The following is a 12,756-nucleotide window of genomic DNA, read 5'->3' as shown; positions in this document are numbered from 1 at the left end:
ATTTGCCGGCTCACGTCAACAAACATCGGAAAACGCGGCTGAGATCAGATTCGTTCCAGCACCTCGATGAAGGCATCGGCGAACTGCACGAGATGTGCGGTCTCCTGATCCGACGCCTGCACGCGGATTTCCGAGCCATTGGTATCGAGAACGGCAAGCACGACACGCATTTTGGTGCTCGCCGACGGGATGCGCAAAACGGCGATACGCCGGCAATCCTCGATCAGCCCGGCTGCCGGAAGATCGAACAGGAATTCGCCGTTTGCATTGGCGGCAGCCGCGCGCACGGCCTCACAGAAGCCCTCTTCACCGCCGTCGTAGCCTTCGAGCGAAAGCTCGAGCTCGAGAAGCTCCATCGGCAGGAAGGACTCGGATGGATCGCTTGCGCCAAGCGATGATGCCTGTGGTCTTTCGGTTGTTTCCGATGAAAGCATCACTCTTCTCCTGATCCTTCCCGTTATCGGCAAATCCGCCGGAGCCGTCTTTTTAGTGACATATCAGATGTTACTTATTAAAGCCACCGCCGCCTTTTGGTGGATTGCGGCCCTTGCGCGGAGACAACAGTTTCAATTTAGGCGAATCTTGCCATAAACAAGTGTGGGTGCTTCTTGCGCCCTCGCAGGCGGTTTGCGCCCGCGAATAACCGGTAAGTTTGATGGCCATCCGCTTTGACCGCCCCGTTTCCAGTTCGGCCCGCTTTGCGCGGCGCTTCGGAGCGTTTGCATTGGTCCTCTGGGTCGCGGTGCTGGTCGCGCACCGGTTCGGCGGGCTTGCCACGCCCTATCTCGTGCTCCTGCTGCTTGTCTCCATCGGCTTTGCGCTGCTTGCCGCCATGCTTGCGGCCGTCGGCCTCAGAAGCCTCTGGGCGACCGGAGCCGAAGGCGGTCTCGATGCGTTGAAAGCGCTGATCTTTGCGATCCTTCCCTTGGGTTTCGGCGGTTTTATCGCGGAGCGCTATTTCACGCTGCCGGCCATCTATGACGTGTCGACGGATGTCGTTTCAGCGCCAGACTGGCTTTCGTCGCCACATGCCGATCAGATCTGGATGAAACGCAATCCCGACGTGTCGCCCCAGGAGCGCGAACAGCAGCTCCTTGCTTATCCGGAACTGACTGGCCGGCGTTATGAAGGCGCGATCGACCGCGTGCTCGAAGCGGTCAGGAAAGTGGCGAAGCTGGATGGCATCACGATCACCGGAAGTGCCGGCGAAGGCGAACCGGTCCGCGATCTCGAGGATGTGCCGGCAAGGCCCCAGCCCGATGGCGATGCCGTCGCCGAAGCGCCCGATCAGGTTCCCGTTCCCACGCCGAGGCCCTATGAGGACGATGTCGCAAAGCTTATTCGCGACGCAAACGGCGTGACGCTTCAGGGCGAAACCCGCACGCTCATCACCGGCCTGCACTTCGACGTCGTCATCCGGCTGCGCGAAGAAGCCGAAACCACTTTCGTCGACATCCGCGTCGCCTCCCGCTACGGCCAGCACGACCTCGGCCTCAGCGCCGAAATCGCCGACCATTATCTCGAAGCCCTCGATATGGAATTGCTGGGCATTGCGGGGTAAGACGAAGGCTCAACCGCCTTCTTCTTCCAGCCATCCGGCATATCTCACGATCAGCCCGGTCAGCGGCCCGCCGACCTCCACATGAAAATGGAACCGGCTTTCGCGCTCCTCCTCGTAGATATCGCCGCCGGGCGCCAGTACCAAAGGCAGTGGAATGCCGAAAAATCGCCAGCCGCGAATGACGAAACGCAGCTTGGCGCCATCCGGCACCACAGCCATGGCGAAAGCGCTCGTCGTCGCAAAGAAGCTGCGCCAGCCTGGCGCCGAACGTGCCATAGCCGCCGATGATGAGAATGCGAAGGTCTGCACCGCTCATGCCAGGAAGCGGCTCCGTTCCTCGGGCGTGGGCACATAGCATGTTGTCCGGCGCCCGGCGATCTTCAGGCGGTTCCTGGCGACGAACTCATAGAGCCGGTCGGCAAACGGGCGCGGCAGGATGTAAAGGATAATGACGAGCGACCAGGGAAAGCCGAGCCGGGCAATCATGCGGATCGAACCCTCGGATTTGAAATGCGCGCGGCCGTCTTCGATCAGGATATTCGTCTCGTAGTCCCGCTCATCCAGGCCGTAGTGCCGGTAAAGTGCCGTGCCGAGCGGCGATTGCGCGGAAAGGAAGCGGTAACGCCCGGCCTTGTCGTGCTTCAGCGCAAATTTCACCCAGCCGGAGCAGAAGACGCATTCGCCGTCGAAGATGATGAGCGGCTTGTCGTCCGGAAAGGTTGGAACAGCGGCATCGCTCCGATAGCTATAGTCATTCCGTCTCATCGTCCCGCTCCAGCAGACAGTTGATACGCCCCGAAGAGCGAAGGCGGTCCGTCCGCCTGCACGATGCCGCGTTCCACCAAATCCTCGATATGCGCGAGGACGGAGAGTGCCGCGGCGCCGTGCAGCCTGGGGTCTGTGTCGCGGTAGATCACCTTCACCATGTCGGGGATCAGCCGGTCGCCCGCCTTAATCCGCTCCACGACGGCGCGCTCGCGCATGCGTCGGTGGGTCTTCAGCGCCCGCATGAAGGATACGGGACGTTTCACCGGCCCGCCATGGCCGGGGAAAAGCAGGTGGTCGCGGCGTGCGATAAGCTTGTCGAGCGAGGCCATGTAATCGGCCATCGAGCCATCCGGCGGCGCAACGATGGAGGTCGCCCAGGCCATGACATGGTCGCCGGAAAAGAGGATGCCGGTGCCTTCGAGCGCGAAAGCCGCGTGGTTTGCGGCGTGTCCCGGTGTCAGCACCGCCGTCAGCGCCCAGCCGTCACCTTTGATGGTCTCGCCGTCGCCAACTGCGATATCCGGTACGAAACGCGTATCGGAGCTTTCGGCAAAGGGATTGACCTCGCCGTCATAGAGCGGCCTTGCTGCCCGGTGCATACCTTCGCCGACGGTGATGGCGCCCGTCTCTTTCTGCAACTTCGCGGCAAGCGGCGAGTGGTCGCGATGCGTATGGGTGATGACTATATGTGTGACCGTCCGGCCCTTGAGCGCCTTGATCAGGGCCTCAAAATGCGCCTCGTTCTCAGGCCCCGGATCGATGACGGCGACGGATGAGGTGCCGACGATGTAGCTGTTGGTGCCGTGGAAGGTGAAAGGGCTCGGATTGTTGGCGGTGATGCGCTGGACCCCCAGCGCAACGTCCACCGCGCGGCCATAGCGAGGCTCGAAGGCAAGATCGAATGTCGGGCTGGGCATGGTTTACTTGTATTCTATCTCGATAAAGGACATCGGCTCGCTTCCGGCATTGACGACATTGTGCTCCGCGCCCGCCTCGCGCCGGTAGGCAGCACCCTTGGCCACATCGACGCGCCGGCTGCCATCCCGATCCTCGAGCAGGAATTTGCAATCAGTCATCGGCACGACGACATAGCCGAACCCGTGGGTATGCACGCCGGTATCCGCACCCGGCTCGAAATCCCAGCGCGTGATGCGCACCACGGCATCGTCGAGAAGAAGCGTCGCAAGGGCAGGCGGGCGGGCACGGTACTGGCTCATCATCTCTCCTGAGACTTGATCGGGCGAACCAAGACGTAGCATGGCGCAGGAAGAAGCGCACAGAAATATGCCGGAAGCGCAAGTTAGTGATTGTGAGGCAGCCGGACCTTTGCTAATCAGGCCTCGCTTCCGGCAAAGCGGGTTTCCGCTCTCAAGCTCTGGTGGGGCGTCGCCAAGCGGTAAGGCACCGGTTTTTGGTACCGGCATTCCCAGGTTCGAATCCTGGCGCCCCAGCCACGCTGTTCGTGTCCATGCCGGCCACGTAGGTTACGGTTTATTCCGAAGACAACGGGTATCACGTTCGGTCTTCAAGAGTTGGGAAGTGGTTCCACTCTCCATGTCTCGTCGGCGAAATAGCCAATAAAAGAAAAGGCAGCCCTGCAGGCTGCCTTCCCGGACTGATACTGGCCGCGAAACTCAGCTACTGAGCCGTTTCCGGTGCCAGAAACTCCGCACAATAGGACTTGCTGTTTTCGCCCGGGATGTCGCCGACGGTGCGGATGGAGCGGATGGTGTAGCTGGAATCGGCGGTGACTTCGACCTGGCAGCGGAGATAGAGCGTGCGGGCGGCAGCGATCTGCTTGCCGCGCTTGCCGTTCTCGCCTTCGGCATATTTCGCCGGGACACGGATCCTCTTGTAGCCGCCCTTCCACGTGTAGAGGGTGGCAGAGCCGTTTTCGGTATCGGCGATCGGCGGGCCGTAGGCGGCGAAGAACTTGCCGGCCGACTGGCCGGTCCAGCGTGCGGAAATCGGATCGCCTGCAGAAGGAATGGTCGTGCAGCCGGCAAGCGCAATGGCAAGCCCGACCGCGGCAGTGGTGCGGAGTTTCATCTAATCGTCCCTGAATTTGTCGCGCATTCGACGGCGGGAATCGCTGTCTGCCAACGGCTTCCGCTTGTCCCGTGGAGCGCTTTAGCGCGGAACCCGGCAAAAGGAAATTGCCCTGTCTTCGCGATTGCGAAATTTGCCGCGAGTGTGGCTTTTTGTTGCAGTTTTAGGCTGCGCCGGGTCCGGTCAGCCCTCTGTCAAAAATGCGCCGGGTTTTGAAATTTGGTGCTTGCGCAATAAGATGGGCCGGTCTATAGAGGCGCCGCTGGTCACGGAGTGTAGCGCAGTCTGGTAGCGCACCACGTTCGGGACGTGGGGGTCGAGTGTTCGAATCACTCCACTCCGACCAGCCTGTAATGCTTTGTCCCGAAAAGCTTTTTAGGTTTATCTAATTATTATTTGTCGGCATCATGGATGGGTCCTCTGACAGAAACACTGACAGAAACTCGGTTTCTGTCGTTTCCGGCCTGATCGGAATGCATGCGTCGCCAGCCTCCGGATCGCTCGATCTCATAGACGTCCGCGACATCAGCTAACATGCCTCAGCTTGCCGTCGTGCGCGCACGTTCTGTGTTCCACTTCGGCGAATAGGCGAGGGCGTACCCAATCGGCGTTCTTTCGACGACCGCTCCGCTGCCGGCTTCTTCGCCAGGAGCTTGTCGAACTCCTTTCGAAGCTTCCATGTCGCGGCCTCTTTGAAACCGGTGCCGATCGACCTTCGGGCGGATTGCAAGTTTGTCGCCCTTGATGCAAATCTACGTTGTGTCTCGGGGATACACATGGCGAACATCGGAAAAGTTCAGAAGGCATCAGCGGCGGTCGCGTTGACGATCATTGCCGCATTGGTGGTGCTGATCGCGTCGTCAGCGTGAGGGCCTTCCTCGACAAGCGCGCTCGGAGCGGAGAGACAGCGCAGCGTCTTACGGAGATCGACCAGATAGAGGCGTCCAACGACGCTCCCGGCCTCAAGAGCCGTAAGATCATCGAGATCGCATATTCAGACTGGGACGTCGCCGAGGCGGCCGATGCCAAGTATCCGGGCCACCTGACGCTCGATCGCGTCGGTGAACACGTACAGTCGGGCTACCAAGCCTCCGATCCGCTCTCTCCCGGTGTTTTCGATAAGGCCGCTGAAGCGACGTGCATCATTCGGGTGAAGCAAGTCTCCGAGGGCAGCCCATCGTTTGTTGACGAAAATCTGACCGCCTACCACAATGCGCGCAACGATCTGGAAGCGTGGCGGCCCTACCTCGCCGACTATGACCGCGCCTGGCGGTCCTGCGCCTACCGTTTTCAGTTCATGCAAGCCCGTTATGAGAAGAAGCTCGAAAAAGGCAAGACGGTAACGATGCGCGACGTCGGCGAGAAGGTGGGCAAGGCTTCGTCCGAAATCGGCAAGTGGTGGTCGGAGTTGACGAAGCCCGTGACCGATGCTGTCGACGAGTTCAAGGCTGGCTACCAGTCTGGGCAGAACTAATCTTCGTCATCCACCCGTCGTAGCGCTTCACCCAGAAAACGCGCGCGCTCTACATGGGCTCCATTAACGTGTCGATCGTTATATTTCGTGGCAGGGCTTGCCGGAGTGAATCGAGCCCGGCATCTATGCTCTCCGAAGAGAAACGGAGGCGTGACATGGCAAACTTTGGTGCTCCGGCTCATACCGCAGCTATGGGCAACGCGGCCGGTATGATGGTCCTTGCCGCAGCAGGCGTCGGATTTGCCAACGCCATCGGCGACGCTATCGGTGCCGCCGCTCGCGCGCGTTATGAGCGTCGCTATGACGACGCCCTGACGTCTGCGACAGCTCATGCCGACAGCATGGAAGAGCTGGCGCGCCTGGCTATGACTATGCTCGCCGAGCTTGAGGGTGAAAACAGTCGCCTGCGTGCAGCATGCAGCCAGCGGCAGCAGGTCATCGACACTCTGAAGGGACGCCGCTTATGAACAGAACAGAGATTACGGACGCTCAGTGGCAGCGCCTCGTCGAACAGTTCGGCCCTGAGCTCCTCCACGAACACGAAGAACTTATCCCGGTGTTGCTGCGGTATATCGAGGCCGACAGATGACGAAAGCCCGCCAAACGGCGGGCTTTCTGTTAGGCAATACGGAATTCTTTCGAATGATCGGGCTTGCCGAGGCGAGATTGGATTCTCCAGATCATCCGCGCTTGCGGTGTCATGCCGACGACCGGCTGTACCGGAGCGGAAACCGGCTTGTTCGACAGTGTGGTCACAACTGGGACACCGAAGATACCGTGCTCCTTTCCTTCGAGCCATTTTCGAACCTTACTAGGACTGGCAGCGGCGAGAGCTTTCAGCTCAACGTCGTCCATCGTCAGAAGCGTCAGTCGCGCGTCCGATCGGACGGGTGATAGGTCAATCGTGGCGCGAGCCGCTGCGCTGCTGGCAGCGTTCTTCATTACGGTCTCGGTGCCATCGCGGTCAGTTCGCTGGAGCCACGCCTGAGCTTGGCGGTTAGCCTCGTACTCTTCAAGAAGATCAGTGCTGGTCATTGTCGGACTGAACTCAGGGTTCGGCAACGCCCCACCGCCTCCAAAAATCGCGCGGAACGGCGAGAGTACGAAATTTTCAGTCCACCTAAGCGCACCTGCGCCGGCCTTAAACATTCTCGCTATGACGTTTGCAATTGCCCTCAACATGAATCGTCCTCCGTGTCCGTTGACGACGCAGTGTCTGACAGCCGGCCGCAACCGACAAAATCGTCGATGCGACGGCCAGTAGTCATGGCGGTTGTGCAGACAGTCTATGGAGCGATCTCGTCCTCAGCTGTCTTCAGGTCTTCCACTGCGTCATCAAGCAACTGGTGAACTAGAGCGTAGACGTCGCCGAACTACGCCTGGAGACGGTCCGACACCGTCTCCAGGACGTCGGGGTTGACGTTAAGATGGCAGTCCTTACGTACTAGGCCATGGTCCTCGTCGAGCCACTCCAAAGAACTGCCGATGGTTTCTCCGTCAACAGCGACGTCGAAGGCGACATGCGACGGCAAATCGATCTCAGCATTGATCCTTGCGTTGACGATGCTGATGCGGTCCCTCAGTTCAGACATTTGAGATACTGGTCGATCCATTTTCTTTCTTTCATTCGGATATTAGTGGGGTTTAGCGACGGTCTTTCGGTCCCCCGCTGATTTCTTGCGGGGGACTAAGTAGTCGCTTGCGATTTCTGCTATCGGCCGTTTGGTCCTCGACGGACCCGGCGCGCTAGACTGGGCCGAGGCGGCCGTCTTTTAGTTTACGCCTGCGTACCCGAGTGATGAGCCTGCCGACGGAAGAGTTCCGTGAGCGCGTCAGTATCCTGCGCGAGCTTTACCATGGCCAAAAGGCGCTCATGTCCTTTCGTCATCTCGTCCGCATCACAAATATACTTGTGCACGGATGCGAACAGGTGGATGCCAAGGACGTCGTCATAGATGACCGCAAGCACCTCTGCAGCGGACAATGGTGTGGGCAAGACGACGCGGGTCCGCGGTCCCTTCATCTTTCGAAATGGCATCTTCAGCGTCATTTCCCAAGTGGTCAACGGACGCAGGTAGCGCGGCATGACCTCGATCGCTCCGACTTTAGCGCCGACTTCCTCGGCAATCATTTTGCGAAGACCGTCGAAGATAGCTCGAAATGTCTCGTTTGCAGCGAGGATGTGAGCCTTGGCCTGCTGCCGGTTTCGTGGACACCGAGTTAAGGTGTTTCCAATGAAACTGGAGCGCATGAATGCAACGAAGGAAGTTCAGCCGCGAGTACAAGCTTGAGGCGGTGAAGTTGGTGCGAGAGCGCGGGGTCAGTGTTGCGCAGGCAGCCCGCGACCTGGATGTTCATGAGAATGTCCTGCGCAAGTGGGTCAGGGAACACGGTTCGGACCCGGCGCAGGCGTTTCCTGGTCACGGGCAGATGAAGCCCGAGCAGCTTGAGATCGAGAGGCTTCGGAAAGAGGTCGCCAAGCTGAAGGCGGAGCGCGACATCTTAAAAAAGGCCGCCGCCTACTTTGCGAAGGACGTGATATGAAGTTCGCGTTCGTTGCAAAGCACCGTTCGATCTGGCCGGTGGCATGGCTCTGCGAAGCGCTGGGTGTATCGCGTTCCGGCTTTCATGCCTGGTTACATCGGTCTCCGAGCCAGCATGCCCGGTATGACGAGGCTCTGCTAGACAAAATCAAGATCAGCTTTAAGGACAGCGACCGCACCTACGGCGCGCGGCGTGTCTGGCATGATCTTCTCGCGGAGGGCTTTTCCTGTGGTCTGCATCGCGTCGAGCGTCTCATGCGCGACAATGCATTGAGAGCAAGACCGAGAAGGCGGGGCTTGCCGAAAGACAACGGTGAGCGCCCGGTCATCATGCCGAGTGTGCTGGACCGGCAGTTCGGGGCAGCAAGACCGAACCAGAAGTGGGTGGCCGATTTTACCTATCTATGGACGGCTGAGGGCTGGCTCTATGTGGCTGCCGTCATCGACCTGTTCTCGCGCCGTGTCGTTGGCTGGTCGATGAATGCCAACATGACGGCCCAGCTCGTCACAGATGCGCTGATCATGGCCATCTGGCGCAGAGGCAAGCCGGATGCGCTTCTCCACCATTCGGACCAGGGTAGCCAACACACGAGCGAGCAGTTCCAGCGTCTCATGGCTGATCACGGCATCACCTGTTCTATGAGCAGGTCCGGCAATGTCTGGGACAATGCCGCGATGGAAAGCTTCTTCTCGTCACTCAAAACCGAAAGGACAGCTCGCAAGGTCTACAGAACCAGAAACGATGCAAAGGCGGACGTGTTCGATTACATCGAGCGCTTCTACAATCCGAAGCGTCGGCATTCGACACTGGGCTATCTCAGCCCGATGGAATTTGAAAACAAGGTCGGATTAGCCTAACTCGGTGTCCGAAAAACCGGCAGCAGGCCACGTATCACGATCCTCGCACGAGACGAGACCTATAAAGCCATCGCGGCGATCCGCGATATTAATCGCGGGAAGGATATGATCCTGAACACAATCTACCTTCCCGCAGTCATTGAGGTTATCTCGCGTCTTCAAGCGGGCGGGATAAATGTAGAGGGCCGTAAATGGTATCGTGTCTTCAAAGCCAGGTGCGTTGACTTGGGCAAGGACCCTTCCGACCCCAGCATCTCACCACTCGAGCTGGCACAGCAACTGCTGCGCGGCCCCTTGAGAAAAACGATCTCGCTCATGGAAAGCGTTCAATAATGGCCCCGCTCAGGTATCTCTCAGATAAAGTATTGGGAAGTCTTCGAGGCGAGATCGAGCGGAACGTGGAACGCTATCGCCATACAGGTTTTTCAGAGGTCGCCGGAGACCCCGGCTGGGACATTCCACTCGGAATAGAGTTCGACGCCGACAAGCTTGCAACACTCGACCTGTCGACTCCAACGAATATCGTAAGTGTTGATATGCCAAACTCTTTGGTAGTCGGCGAGGCTATCGCAGGATTAAGTCCAGCGATGGCGAACGAGGAGCGTGTGTGGGCGCGCCTTTCGCACATCGAAGCTATCGACTACTGCCGAGCGCGCTGGCTCACAGGGCAAGACGACAACAAGCTAGTATCGAGCATTCGCGACCACTTCTTCGCTCCTACGCAGACAGGCATCCGCGACGATCACGCTCTCTCACGACTTTGGTGGAACTATCAAATTTCCAGGATATGCATGCCTGATGACATTCCCGGGGCGCTGGCGCTGATCCTGAAATCGGCCGATATTCGTAGCAATTTCGTTGAGCGCATCTGGATGACGAGTCGTCAGAACATCGCGAGCGCCGTTCTTCGCGCCATGAAATCTGACCCGTGGGTCGCTGGAGCCGAAAGCAACTTCAGGCACTTCATGAAAGCAGTCAATCGTCTGGGTGGCGGGATTGTGTTCGAAGTCCTAACTCCCCCCGAAACCGACGCCTTCGTAGCGGAATGTGTTTCGTTTGCGCGTCGAACCCAAGCCGCATAACTCTAACTTTACATCTGAATAGGGGCTACCCCACATGCTGCTTGGTACGCGACGAAACGATGTTTCGAGTGGAATAACGGAGAAGGCAGCCGCTTGACGATTTCGAGCAGCCGTTTTGCGGATGCGGCATCCAACGGCTTGACTTGTAGGGCAGGTTCGGAGGCGACAATCTCAGATTGCGGCTTTGAGCGTTTCGGACCGAGTCCGGTGGTCTGGGTTGGCGGGCAAAGCAGCCGAGCTACGATCTCGGGTACCTTCCGTTCAGTGCCTCAGGTGGAGCGCTGCTCTTCCATCTGTTGAGCAAGCTTTATAAGCGCACCAGCGTCGTCATCACCACCAATGTCAGCTTCAGCGAATAGGCCACCGTCTTCGGTGACGCCAAGATGACGACAGCGCTCCTCGACCGTCTCACCCACCGTTGCCACATCCTGGAAACCGGTAACGACAGCTTCCGCTTCAAGGCCAGCTCGGCCGCAGCAGCACAGAAGAGAGGAGAAAAAGCCAATCCATTGACCAAAGCCTGATCAGAAAACGATACTTAAAGGTGGCTCACTTCTCGGTGGAAAAACCGGCTCAGTTCCGCGTGGAAACCAACAGCTCAGGCGTTCGCCGAGTTTCTTTCCACGTCCGCCCGGCCTGCCACCGCATGCTGCCGATTGCGATATCGTGACGCGCTTTCAAAGAAGGCGGCGAACTCACCAAAACTAATCCGGGGCGCGCGCTACATGAGCCGGATCAGCGGGTCGTGGCCTGCCAGTACAGCTGGCGGCCGTCAATCGTCGAAAGCTTGGCGGTTGGCCAGAAGCGAAAGATTCTCCCGAACGATCGACACCGCGCCCTCAATGGAATCATACTGCGCGGCTTTGAAAACGTTAGGAAGACCTAGAGCCATCAGAGTGATGAAGCCGTCGCCGACCTGCAGCTCATGATGCCCTTCGTCATTGGGGTTTACATAAGACTTTCTAGGAGCCCAGTTATGGCCAAAGTCGCGATAGAGAAGAACGACAGGGGTGCCACTCGTTTCCGCTATCTGGAGCTCGATACCGAGCCCTGTGGATGGAAAACTGGCTTCGGCTATCACCACATCAGCCTCTTCGACCATTCGACGGTCCCAGATGTAACAAAGTCTCGCTTTCTCCTCTGCGGCGCGTTCGGCCAACTGGGGATCGCTGTTCACCAAGGCGTACTTCACATCTGCGCCGGGAATTGAGTTTGAGGCGCTTGCTGCGATCTCGTGGATTGTTTTGACGTACTCGTCGAAGTCTTGGGTCGGAACATGAGTAAGGCCGCAAGCTACGTAGATTCTGGTCATACTGGTGCCCTGACGTTCGGAATTTGGAACTGGAAGCCGGTTATTTCGGATGCAATTTCGTCGATGAACTGCGATGGCGACATCCGCAGAAACTCGTCAATTAGCCAATTCTTTTTACTGGAAAGATGCTTGTTAAGTTCAAGCGGCTTGTATCGGGCCAGTTCGCTCAACCGATGCATCGCCATCAATGTCAAAGTCGGAACCCTTCTTTTTATTAATGTGGCTCCACTTGGTTGCGTCCGCATGTACCAGAGTGTTTGCGAACCATTGATGTACTCGATGTCGCCTCGCAGCAGTCGGTTGAGACCCTTGATGTTCGATATGTCTCGGAGCGTAGGCCTGCCCGCATGGTCGCAAGCCGCCGACGCAGACGAACGGATGCCCCCGCCGGCGTAATCCGGGTCCGCAATGAGGGAAGAAGGCGCGCGCTTGAAAATAATGCCAGCCTTGAAGTCTTTGGACAGATTCGCAGCAAAATATGCTCGGCGCGTCACCGAGTCATGGATGAACCTGCAATCGACCAAAGGAATGTAAACTTCTGTCTCAGCCGGAAACGAAAGAATGTAGGTTCGATGGATGAAGGGCAAATTGAGGAAGATATCCTTCAGGTAGTGCTCGTTGTTCGGTTCCGTCTCTCCAAAATAGACGCTCAACGCCGGTGCGACGCCACGATTCAGGAGCTTGACGCCCTCATTTGAAAGATCGATCCGTGCATTCGCTGTGCGCTTCTTTTCCCTGACCCCATGGTGAGGATCATATTGCACACCCTTGGCGGTCAGAAGGCATTTCGCTGCGTTAAGATAGCAATAGTAAAGTGGCAGTGGAGAGGCTTGGGAGGAAAGGCCTTTTGCGGCCGCATGGAATTCGCGCGCTTGACGCCAGTACAACAGAGCGTCTGCCTGTTTCTCCCGCGTGAGCCATAGCTCGACAAACTGCCAGTGACTATCAGTCAGCACTGTGCGGGAATCCAGAATTGGGGCAATTGCTGCCTTATGTGGACGGCAGACCTTCCCCTTCAATCGAACTTCTTGTTTAGCCATTGATGCGCCCTTGACCAATGAATGCCGTGCTAGCACTACCTTTAATCGTCTTGCAGTTCCCTGGTCGAC

18 protein-coding genes, 2 tRNA genes and 1 pseudogene are annotated in these 12,756 nt (G+C 58.1%); 9 read left to right on the top strand and 12 right to left on the bottom strand.

All coding sequences use genetic code 11. The features are described from left to right. Positions 1-44: 44 nt before the first annotated feature. Positions 45-434 carry a hypothetical protein gene (locus A3C3_RS0120365; RefSeq protein WP_022716431.1) on the bottom strand — a complete coding sequence of 130 codons (390 nt, stop codon included), beginning with the start codon at positions 432-434 and terminating at the stop codon, positions 45-47. A gap of 221 nt (positions 435-655) precedes the next feature. Here A3C3_RS0120365 and A3C3_RS0120360 point away from each other — a divergent pair, with 221 nt between their 5' ends. Then, positions 656-1,561: a DUF1499 domain-containing protein gene (locus A3C3_RS0120360; protein ID WP_022716430.1), complete on the top strand. Its 906-nt coding sequence runs from the start codon at positions 656-658 to the stop codon at positions 1,559-1,561. 9 nt (positions 1,562-1,570) lie between these two features. Here A3C3_RS0120360 and A3C3_RS0120355 read toward each other — a convergent pair whose 3' ends face one another. The 4 genes from A3C3_RS0120355 to A3C3_RS0120340 are packed head-to-tail and all read right to left on the bottom strand — an operon-like array spanning position 1,571 to position 3,546. After that, a complete protein-coding gene (locus A3C3_RS0120355) occupies positions 1,571-1,870 on the bottom strand; it encodes a DUF4166 domain-containing protein (protein WP_233450649.1) in 300 nt (99 codons plus the stop codon). A 3-nt stretch (positions 1,871-1,873) separates the two neighbouring features. After that, positions 1,874-2,326, bottom strand: coding sequence for a thiol-disulfide oxidoreductase DCC family protein (locus A3C3_RS0120350; RefSeq protein ID WP_022716428.1), 453 nt, complete (start codon positions 2,324-2,326; stop codon positions 1,874-1,876). Beyond that, positions 2,323-3,246, bottom strand: coding sequence for an MBL fold metallo-hydrolase (locus tag A3C3_RS0120345; protein WP_022716427.1), 924 nt, complete (start codon positions 3,244-3,246; stop codon positions 2,323-2,325). Before A3C3_RS0120345 ends, A3C3_RS0120350 begins: the two co-directional genes overlap by 4 nt. A 3-nt stretch (positions 3,247-3,249) precedes the next feature. After that, complete coding sequence (locus A3C3_RS0120340) at positions 3,250-3,546, bottom strand: cupin domain-containing protein (protein WP_022716426.1); 297 nt, start codon at positions 3,544-3,546, stop codon at positions 3,250-3,252. 162 nt (positions 3,547-3,708) lie between these two features. Between A3C3_RS0120340 and A3C3_RS0120335 the strand changes: the two genes are divergently transcribed. Beyond that, positions 3,709-3,783, top strand: a tRNA-Gln gene (locus A3C3_RS0120335). Positions 3,784-3,967: 184 nt separating this feature from the next. Here A3C3_RS0120335 and A3C3_RS0120330 read toward each other — a convergent pair. After that, positions 3,968-4,378, bottom strand: coding sequence for a hypothetical protein (locus tag A3C3_RS0120330; protein ID WP_028739831.1), 411 nt, complete (start codon positions 4,376-4,378; stop codon positions 3,968-3,970). A 269-nt stretch (positions 4,379-4,647) separates the two neighbouring features. Here A3C3_RS0120330 and A3C3_RS0120325 point away from each other — a divergent pair. Then, positions 4,648-4,724, top strand: a tRNA-Pro gene (locus tag A3C3_RS0120325). 193 nt (positions 4,725-4,917) lie between these two features. Here A3C3_RS0120325 and A3C3_RS45380 read toward each other — a convergent pair. Continuing rightward, positions 4,918-5,058: a hypothetical protein gene (locus A3C3_RS45380; protein WP_156890790.1), complete on the bottom strand. Its 141-nt coding sequence runs from the start codon at positions 5,056-5,058 to the stop codon at positions 4,918-4,920. Positions 5,059-5,243: 185 nt separating this feature from the next. Between A3C3_RS45380 and A3C3_RS0120320 the strand changes: the two genes are divergently transcribed. From A3C3_RS0120320 to A3C3_RS47945, 3 genes are all read left to right on the top strand, one after another. Then, positions 5,244-5,852: a hypothetical protein gene (locus tag A3C3_RS0120320; RefSeq protein WP_145611905.1), complete on the top strand. Its 609-nt coding sequence runs from the start codon at positions 5,244-5,246 to the stop codon at positions 5,850-5,852. A 155-nt stretch (positions 5,853-6,007) separates the two neighbouring features. Then, complete coding sequence (locus A3C3_RS0120315) at positions 6,008-6,319, top strand: hypothetical protein (RefSeq protein ID WP_022716424.1); 312 nt, start codon at positions 6,008-6,010, stop codon at positions 6,317-6,319. After that, positions 6,316-6,441: a hypothetical protein gene (locus A3C3_RS47945; protein ID WP_022716423.1), complete on the top strand. Its 126-nt coding sequence runs from the start codon at positions 6,316-6,318 to the stop codon at positions 6,439-6,441. The genes A3C3_RS0120315 and A3C3_RS47945 overlap by 4 nt, the downstream gene beginning before the upstream one ends. A 29-nt stretch (positions 6,442-6,470) precedes the next feature. Here A3C3_RS47945 and A3C3_RS0120305 read toward each other — a convergent pair whose 3' ends face one another. The 3 genes from A3C3_RS0120305 to A3C3_RS0120295 all read right to left on the bottom strand — a co-directional run bounded on the left by A3C3_RS0120305 (position 6,471) and on the right by A3C3_RS0120295 (position 7,983). Further along, positions 6,471-7,034: a hypothetical protein gene (locus A3C3_RS0120305; protein ID WP_022716422.1), complete on the bottom strand. Its 564-nt coding sequence runs from the start codon at positions 7,032-7,034 to the stop codon at positions 6,471-6,473. Between the two features lie 191 nt (positions 7,035-7,225). Then, positions 7,226-7,444, bottom strand: a complete 219-nt coding sequence (locus tag A3C3_RS0120300) for a hypothetical protein (protein ID WP_022716421.1) — start codon at positions 7,442-7,444, stop codon at positions 7,226-7,228. 185 nt (positions 7,445-7,629) lie between these two features. Beyond that, positions 7,630-7,983, bottom strand: coding sequence for a hypothetical protein (locus tag A3C3_RS0120295; RefSeq protein WP_145611903.1), 354 nt, complete (start codon positions 7,981-7,983; stop codon positions 7,630-7,632). Between the two features lie 122 nt (positions 7,984-8,105). Here A3C3_RS0120295 and A3C3_RS0120285 point away from each other — a divergent pair. The 3 genes and pseudogenes from A3C3_RS0120285 to A3C3_RS43830 form a co-directional block, all read left to right on the top strand. After that, positions 8,106-9,253, top strand: a protein-coding gene (locus A3C3_RS0120285) for an IS3 family transposase (RefSeq protein ID WP_145611901.1) whose coding sequence is annotated in 2 segments (ribosomal slippage) — positions 8,106-8,352 and positions 8,352-9,253 — 1,149 coding nt in all. Because the reading frame shifts where the segments join, the coding sequence is not laid out codon by codon here. 398 nt (positions 9,254-9,651) lie between these two features. Then, positions 9,652-10,335: a DUF6339 family protein gene (locus A3C3_RS38835; protein WP_145611899.1), complete on the top strand. Its 684-nt coding sequence runs from the start codon at positions 9,652-9,654 to the stop codon at positions 10,333-10,335. 242 nt (positions 10,336-10,577) lie between these two features. Continuing rightward, positions 10,578-10,859, top strand: a pseudogene (locus tag A3C3_RS43830) (ATP-binding protein); the annotation flags it as partial. A 248-nt stretch (positions 10,860-11,107) separates the two neighbouring features. Here A3C3_RS43830 and A3C3_RS0120265 read toward each other — a convergent pair. Together A3C3_RS0120265 and A3C3_RS0120260 are read right to left on the bottom strand one after the other, a co-directional pair. Next, a complete protein-coding gene (locus tag A3C3_RS0120265) occupies positions 11,108-11,647 on the bottom strand; it encodes a nucleoside 2-deoxyribosyltransferase (RefSeq protein WP_022716414.1) in 540 nt (179 codons plus the stop codon). After that, a complete protein-coding gene (locus tag A3C3_RS0120260) occupies positions 11,644-12,687 on the bottom strand; it encodes a YaaC family protein (RefSeq protein WP_022716413.1) in 1,044 nt (347 codons plus the stop codon). The genes A3C3_RS0120265 and A3C3_RS0120260 overlap by 4 nt, the downstream gene beginning before the upstream one ends. Positions 12,688-12,756: the final 69 nt, after the last annotated feature.

It is taken from the genome of Rhizobium mongolense USDA 1844, assembly GCF_000419765.1.
GTDB classification, from domain to species: domain Bacteria; phylum Pseudomonadota; class Alphaproteobacteria; order Rhizobiales; family Rhizobiaceae; genus Rhizobium; species Rhizobium mongolense.
This window is presented reverse-complemented; position numbering and strand designations above follow the sequence as displayed.